Source organism: Pseudomonas sp. P7548, assembly GCF_013386585.1.
Taxonomy (GTDB): Bacteria; Pseudomonadota; Gammaproteobacteria; order Pseudomonadales; family Pseudomonadaceae; genus Aquipseudomonas.
In genome coordinates this window covers 1-6,254 of the sequence record NZ_JACARO010000122.1, presented here as the reverse complement: position 1 = coordinate 6,254, position 6,254 = coordinate 1, and the positions used below count along the sequence as shown (strand labels likewise).

Below are 6,254 nucleotides of genomic sequence, written 5' to 3'. Positions count from 1 at the left end.
TGGCAAAAGGAGACCCAACGGCACTTGGCACGGGACGCCTTTGCTGGGCTGTTGCGAGAGACTTTCGGCTAACCCGTAACAACTTGTTTCAGGTATCCTCCCGCGAAATTAATTCAAATTGTAAGGGACTACCATGAATTACTTCCGCCTGCTAATGGTGGCGGCCGCCTTGAGCCTGCCTGTCGCACCCGCTTTTGCTGCCACCCCGCCCGCCCCTGTCGAAGCCAGCGCCCCTGCCGAAACGGCCGAGCACTTTCTTGCGTCACTCAAGCAGAAGACCGGCACCATCACCCTGCCAAGCGGCATTGCCACCCTCAAGCTCAACGACAACTTCTACTACCTCGACCCGTCCGACACCGAACGCTTGCTGACCGATGGCTGGGGCAACCCGCCAGGCTTCAAGACCCTCGGCATGATCGTGCCCAAGGCCGTCAGCCCGCTGTCGGAACGCGGCTGGGGCGTGATCGTCAGCTACAAGAATGACGGGCACATTTCTGACGAAGATGCGGCAAAAATCGACTACGCCGACCTGCTCAAGTCGATGCAGGAAGAAGACGAGGCCGACAACAAGGAACGCCGTAAACAAGGCTACGCCGGCCTGCACTTGCTGGGCTGGGCCGAGCCGCCGCGCTACGACGACACCACCCACAAGATGTACTGGGCCCGTGAGCTGAAAGCCGACGACGCGCAACAGAACACTCTCAACTACAGCATCCGCGTCCTGGGTCGTGAGGGCGTCCTGGAACTCAACGCCGTCGCCGCCATGGCCGACCTGCCGACCATCAAGCAGGAACTGCCTCAAGTGCTGGCCTTCACCAACTTCACCGACGGCAACCTGTACACCGATTTCAACCCGAAAACCGACAAGCTGGCCGCTTATGGCCTGGCGGCCCTGGTCGCTGGCGGCATCGCTGCCAAGGCCGGGCTGTTCGCCAAGATCGGCATCTTCCTGCTGGCGGCGAAGAAGTTCCTGGTGATCGGCGTCGTGGCATTGCTTGCCTTCGTTCGCAAGCTGTTCAACCGCAACAAAGCCTGATCACAGGCACAAAAAAACGCCGCAATGTGCCAGGCACGCTGCGGCGTTTTTTTATGGGTTCAGTTCTTCGCGACGGGCGCAGCCAGCCGACGGTATTGATCCCCGCTGATCCAGCCGGTGAACGAACGGTCGTCCGCGTTGATGAACTCGACCTGGGCCCAGCCATCCTTGAACGCCAGCACGCCGACGACATCGTTCTTGACGATATACGGGCGCTTGGCGGCTTTGACGCCAGGGTTCTTCAGCAGGTAAGCCTTGTCGGCAGACACCGTCACCAGGCCGATCCATTTCTTGTTGGCGGTCTGGGTCAGCTCCAGGCCGGTGGCGATCTCGGGCATCAGCACATTGATGCAACCGGGGTGCTGGCGGCCCTGCTCCACGGTCAGGGTCACGCCGTCGGATGAAGCGGCGACCTTGCCGGGATAGGCCTGGTCGAGCCAAGTGGTCAGTGCTGCAGGCTTGCCTTGCAGGTAGAACGCACAACCGCGGGTAACGCCCTCGCCCAGGGTTTCGGCGTAGTAACCTTCAACCTGATGGTCTGGCGTCACGGCCAGCATCAGCCCTTCGTACTTGCCCGAATGCAACGGGGCGCTGCCCGCGAACGCAGGCACTGCGGCACACAACGACAACACACCCATCGCCAGAAAACGGATCATCTTATTTCTTCCCTTCAAGTTTTTCGTAGGCTTGTTTCATCAGGACGTCGTAGTTGCCGTAGTCCTCGCCGTTATAGTTGTAGGCCATGCCCGTAAAGTCCTTGGACTTCATGGCCTTCATCAAGGCCGGGCTCTTGCTGCAAAAACCGAGGAATGCCTTTAGTTGGTTGCCGGCATTCACTTTTAATGCCGCCGCAAACTCAAACACGGTTTTGTAACCGCACGAGCCATAGTTGAAGCCCATGATCTGGAACATGCCCCACGACGCCGACTTCAACGCCGCTTCCTGGTCCAGGGCAAACGCGGTGGCCATGGTTTCCCAGGCCTTGACCTGATCCTTGTTATTGACCTGCCACTGCGGCCCGGCCTTTTTCTTGTAGGGGTACGACAACAGCGGGTGCGCCTGGTCGTAGATATGTTTGGTGTACTTGCGGAACAAGTGCCCTTCAAACGCGATCACCGGCAACTTGGCCGGGCCAAACCCCGAACGCCCACCGGACTCCACGGTGGCAAACGCCTTGACGATATTCACCGAGATGCCATTGCCCAACTGCGTGGCGGCGTTCTGAAAGTCGGCCTCGCTCAGGGTCATGCCGCCGTCGCACATGGGCTGCAGCATCAATTGCCGGTTGCGCCGCTCGGCCTCGATCATCGCGCGCATGCGGTCCAGGTACACATTGACCGTGGCCTGCACCGCGTCCCCTTGCTGGGTGGCGAACACGTTGAGAAAGCTCGGAATTCGCATCGTCGGAAACGCCTTCACCGGCACTTTCACCGCCTCTTCGATCAGGCTATTGAAGGTGCGACCGGTGGGGTCAATCACCCCGTCAGGGTGGGCGTACTTGAGATGACGGAACTGGTATTGGCTGATGCACTGCACCAACTGGCCGTCGCACTTGCCGTTTTCGGCCAAGGGAAATCCCAGCTTGGGAATGATCAAATTGAACAGATACTGGATGCACTGAACATCGGCTGGCAAGTTACGGGCCTTGCCGGGAGCGCCTACCGAGGCACTGATAAGACGGGGCAACCCTTCCAGGCTTTTCATCACAGACATCCTTGTTAGTTAAAGAAGTGATAGCACTTCAATATCAACTTTTCCCTTGTCATACTCTGAAACAAGTGGCTGGCGGAAACTAACAAGGTGGTTTTGGGTTGTCCAGCGAAGGGTTTAAAAGTTGTGGAGAGTTCGAGAGTTTCGCACCACTTGGAGTTTGCCCAGCGTGTTTTTAACGGGCGAAATTCAAGGACATCATTGATCCGCATGGGGCTGAAGCCCGGAAAATCACTCCAGCAACGATGCTTTTTTGAGTAAATCGAATAACCCTTCAGGCACTAGCGGCGAGGTCTCAGTGAAGCTCGAAGCATTGCACCACAAGGCCCTGAACGGCGCGCCATCGCTTTCATGACCTTGCAGCCAAGGCCTTTCGTAGACTTGCGGGTCATCAAACGTCGCGTCATACACCTGGACTATCTCGTGTCCGGGCTTGCCCGCGTAATGAAAAATGCTTTCCAGAGTGCCGATCAACCGAACATCACTGATTGAAAGGCCTAGCTCTTCTTGCACCTCTCGGATAATCGCATCACTGCTTCTCTCACCGAACTCAATCCCGCCGCCAATAGGACGGAAAAGAGTCTGCTCCTTAACGACGTCGTAGAACGAGTTGACCAGTATTTTTCCGCGATGATGAAAAATACAAAGGGCCAGAGGGCGAATTCGCGGTGAAGACATAAAAATCCTGTTGCTTGGTGTGCCGCATACCCCACAGGGTGAGGCGTGCAACTAAAGCAGACATTACTTGCTGTCGCGACTCTTAGTGCCCAATTTGCCGGTATAGGGGTTCACGTTTCCCTTGGTGCTGTAGTTGTTATTGCGGGTCGCATCAGGGTTAGTCGCGTGAGAGGGACGGACGTAAGTGCCACCCCGGGTGTATCCGCTGATGGTGTGGTCAGATCGACTGGAGGACGAGTAAGTGGAATGGGACGATGAATGCCCACCAAAACTGCTACCGCGCGCCTGAACGCCACTTGAAAAGACCAACGCAGTTGCAAGAGCGGCCAGCGCCATAACTTTTTTCATACTATCTCCTTATAACACTCTGACATCACCAACTAGTGGCCTAAAGATATCACACCTGACAGCCACCGCCGATATGTAAAACCCCGCCTTAGATTTAAACAGAGCGTTTAACCACAAGCTGAGCTACTGTCATGCTCGCAAGACGCACGCACCTGAAAACATTCAAGGATTGAAATGAAAACTCCCCTCCTGATCTTGGCGGTTCTGGCCCTGTTGTCCGGCTGCGCGTCCTCCCCCACGCCAGACTTCTCTCGCCCTGCTATCACCGAAACCAAATCGGTGGTGTTTGCGGGCAAGACGTTCGTGCTGAAATTCCAGAAAGATGGCCTGTGGGAATATTTCCCGGAGAACGAAAGCGTCGATGCCTGGACTGAAATGCTCGACTTTACCGTCGTCTCCCGCGACCTGAGCCGACTGGAGCCCCTCGACCTCGGCAAACGCACGGTCCAGCTTCACCAGCTGAAAAACCCGAACATGCCGGCGATCCTGACCACAGACAACCGCACCGGGATCCTGTACCTGATGTTGTTTTACCCCAAGTCACTTCGTAAGGACGGGGACTTTTCCGAGATCAGCTTCTTCAAGTACTACCGCGACAGCGTCACGGGCCAGATCATCATCTTTCACTTCGCCAGGAATATTCCCACGCCGGCTAACCCGGTGGAGAGCACGCAAGAGATGGGCGCGGAGCTGGTGCCGACGTTCAAGGCTTTTCCGTTGTATCGGCAGTAATGCCGTTTCGCGGGCAGCAAAAAACCATTCGCAGGCAGTCATTGCCAGCAAAACATCGATAAAAAAAAAGGATTTTGGTGGGTGTTGCCGGAAGAGCGTTATGGAGGCAACCCCACCAGCCACACCCCGGCACACAATGTTCCCGCTGTGGCTGCTGCCTTCCGGCTCTGACCAGGTTCACGGGTAATCGTTGCGGGGGGACCGATGGGGTCACCATAACGACGCCTGCCTCTCGGCAAGCCGCGCCATTGTACCGATCTCATCGGAAGTTACAACCGTTCGCGGCGGATTAAAAATATTCGATGGTTCAAGCACTTGTGGCCGGCTCCTATAAAAGAACCGCCTCGTCTGCCCGGCCGCCTTCTTCCTGGATCACCAGGTGGATAAAGTGCAACTTGGCGATCACCGGCGGTGGCAGCACGAAGGGGTAGAAATCCGGCTGGCCCATGCTGCGGGACAGTTCGTTGAGCATGCCGGCCAGTTCGATCCAGGCGTTGACGAACGACAGGAATGCCACGCCACCCGGGTGTTCGGGGTCGTAGAGGGTGGTAAGAGGGAACGGCTGGTAGTCCAGGTCCATCTCGCGGGCGCTCATGCCGAAGCCCAGGGCGGTGTCGACGGCGTCCATCATGTGCAGGTAGTGGGCCCAGGTCTCGGCCCAGTCTTCCCACGGGTGCATGGTGGCGTAGGCGCTGACGCAGGTTTGTTGCCAGTCGGGGCGCGGGCCGTTTTGGTAGTGACGGTCCAGTGCATCGGCGTAGCTGGCGCGTTCGTCGCCGAACAAGGTGCGAAACGGTTCGATCCAATGGGTGTTGGCGATCAGGCGATCCCAGTAGTAATGCCCGACCTCATGGCGAAAATGCCCGAGCAAGGTGCGGTAGGGTTCGCGCATTTGCACGCGGACTTTTTCCCGGTGGGCGTCGTCGGCTTCCTTGATATCCAGGGTGATCAGGCCATTGGCATGGCCGGTCATCGGCGCATTGCCTTCCAGGTCGATGCCGACGAAGTCGAAGGCCAGGCCATTGTCTTCATCGATGCTCTTGGGCACCACCTGCAACCCCAGGCTGATCAACTGCGCCACCAGCCGGCGCTTGGCGGTTTCGACCTTGCGCCAGCGTTCGGGGTTTTCCGGGACCGACAGGTCGGGGATGGTGCGATTGAGGCTGCAGGCCACACACAAGGGCGCAGTGCTGTGGGCAGGAATCAGCCAGTTGCACGCGGCGGGAGTGTCGAGGTTGGCGCAGCGGCGGAAGGCACCGGCGTCAAGGTTATCGTCTTGCAGCCAAGTGCCAGCAACGGGACCGGGCTGCAAGGACGCCAGCCGGCTCTGTTGCGGCTGATAGCCCAGCAGCGCCTGGCAGGCCAGGCATTGGCTGTTGCGAAAGAACAGCGACTGGCCGCACCGGCATTGCCACACCTTGCTGTTGCGCGAGGACCCGGCCACGAACGGTGCAGCGATACGCGAACTGAGTTGCTCGAAGTAACGGAACATGGCGATCTCTCCCTGGAAGACAGAGACTAGATCAATTCCCTTCGAAGATCGTTCCGAAAATAACGCAATACCACTGTAGGAGCCCGGCTTGCCGGCGATGACAATCGTACGGACGCCATCGCCGGCAAGCCGGGCTCCTACAGGGTTAGTCGACGGTGATGTTGTGCTCGGCGAGGAAAGCGACGAAGGCTTCTTCGTCCAGCACCTTCAGGCCCAGCTCGCTGGCCTTGGCCAACTTGGAGCCCGCACCCGGCCCGG

7 protein-coding genes and 1 other RNA gene are annotated in these 6,254 nt (G+C 58.0%); 2 read left to right on the top strand and 6 right to left on the bottom strand.

What is annotated here, in order from left to right; translation table 11 throughout:
• Nucleotides 1-133 precede the first annotated feature (133 nt).
• Complete coding sequence (locus tag HX803_RS30940; RefSeq protein WP_176996307.1) at nucleotides 134-1,036, top strand: DUF2167 domain-containing protein; 903 nt, start codon at nucleotides 134-136, stop codon at nucleotides 1,034-1,036.
• 59 nt (nucleotides 1,037-1,095) lie between these two features.
• Here HX803_RS30940 and HX803_RS30935 read toward each other — a convergent pair whose 3' ends face one another.
• The 4 genes from HX803_RS30935 to HX803_RS30920 all read right to left on the bottom strand — a co-directional run bounded on the left by HX803_RS30935 (nucleotide 1,096) and on the right by HX803_RS30920 (nucleotide 3,772).
• Complete coding sequence (locus tag HX803_RS30935) at nucleotides 1,096-1,692, bottom strand: hypothetical protein (protein WP_178925884.1); 597 nt, start codon at nucleotides 1,690-1,692, stop codon at nucleotides 1,096-1,098.
• A 1-nt stretch (nucleotide 1,693) separates the two neighbouring features.
• Entirely contained in the window at nucleotides 1,694-2,740 is a 1,047-nt protein-coding gene (locus HX803_RS30930) for an N-acetylmuramidase family protein (RefSeq protein ID WP_178925883.1), read from the bottom strand.
• A gap of 237 nt (nucleotides 2,741-2,977) precedes the next feature.
• Entirely contained in the window at nucleotides 2,978-3,424 is a 447-nt protein-coding gene (locus HX803_RS30925) for an NUDIX hydrolase (RefSeq protein WP_178925882.1), read from the bottom strand.
• 63 nt (nucleotides 3,425-3,487) lie between these two features.
• Complete coding sequence (locus tag HX803_RS30920; protein WP_178925881.1) at nucleotides 3,488-3,772, bottom strand: hypothetical protein; 285 nt, start codon at nucleotides 3,770-3,772, stop codon at nucleotides 3,488-3,490.
• A 174-nt stretch (nucleotides 3,773-3,946) separates the two neighbouring features.
• Here HX803_RS30920 and HX803_RS30915 point away from each other — a divergent pair, with 174 nt between their 5' ends.
• Nucleotides 3,947-4,504 (top strand): hypothetical protein, encoded by a 558-nt coding sequence (locus HX803_RS30915; RefSeq protein ID WP_178925880.1) that lies wholly within the window; start codon nucleotides 3,947-3,949, stop codon nucleotides 4,502-4,504.
• A gap of 110 nt (nucleotides 4,505-4,614) precedes the next feature.
• Here the strand turns inward: HX803_RS30915 and ffs are convergent.
• Nucleotides 4,615-4,711, bottom strand: an RNA gene (gene ffs / locus HX803_RS30910) — signal recognition particle sRNA small type.
• Nucleotides 4,712-4,832: 121 nt separating this feature from the next.
• Nucleotides 4,833-5,996, bottom strand: a complete 1,164-nt coding sequence (locus HX803_RS30905; protein ID WP_178925879.1) for a putative zinc-binding metallopeptidase — start codon at nucleotides 5,994-5,996, stop codon at nucleotides 4,833-4,835.
• Nucleotides 5,997-6,254: the final 258 nt, after the last annotated feature.